Source organism: Methylobacterium sp. D54C, assembly GCF_053345595.1.
Genome location: NZ_JBKFAK010000225.1, coordinates 1 through 295, shown reverse-complemented (window position 1 = coordinate 295; position 295 = coordinate 1). Strand labels below are relative to the sequence as shown.

Here is a 295-nt window from a genome sequence, read left to right as displayed (position 1 = left end):
GTCGTGCTGAGCCGCCGCGGAGAACGGGGAGGCATTCTCCGGATAGAGATGGTCCTCGTGCTGCGTGTTGGTGCGGGACGGTTGGCCGAAGCGCGCGTTCAGGAAGACGCCGCCGGTCCCCGCGATGTGCGACAGCACGCCGTCGAAGACCCGGCGCCCGGCCTCGTCGCGATTGAAGCCCTGGGCGATGAAGTCGCGCAGGTACCGCCCGCTCTGGGAGATGCCGAGCGCGACCGCGTGCCGGATCGCCCCGCCCGCCGGGTTGGCGCCACCGGCGGCATCGCCGCGCAGGTAG

General features: G+C 72.2%; 1 protein-coding gene. It reads right to left on the bottom strand.

Translation table 11 applies throughout. The features are described from left to right. The coding region (locus ACLBYB_RS33270) for an alpha/beta hydrolase domain-containing protein (RefSeq protein ID WP_447701437.1) at positions 1-295 on the bottom strand (295 nt) is incomplete at both ends.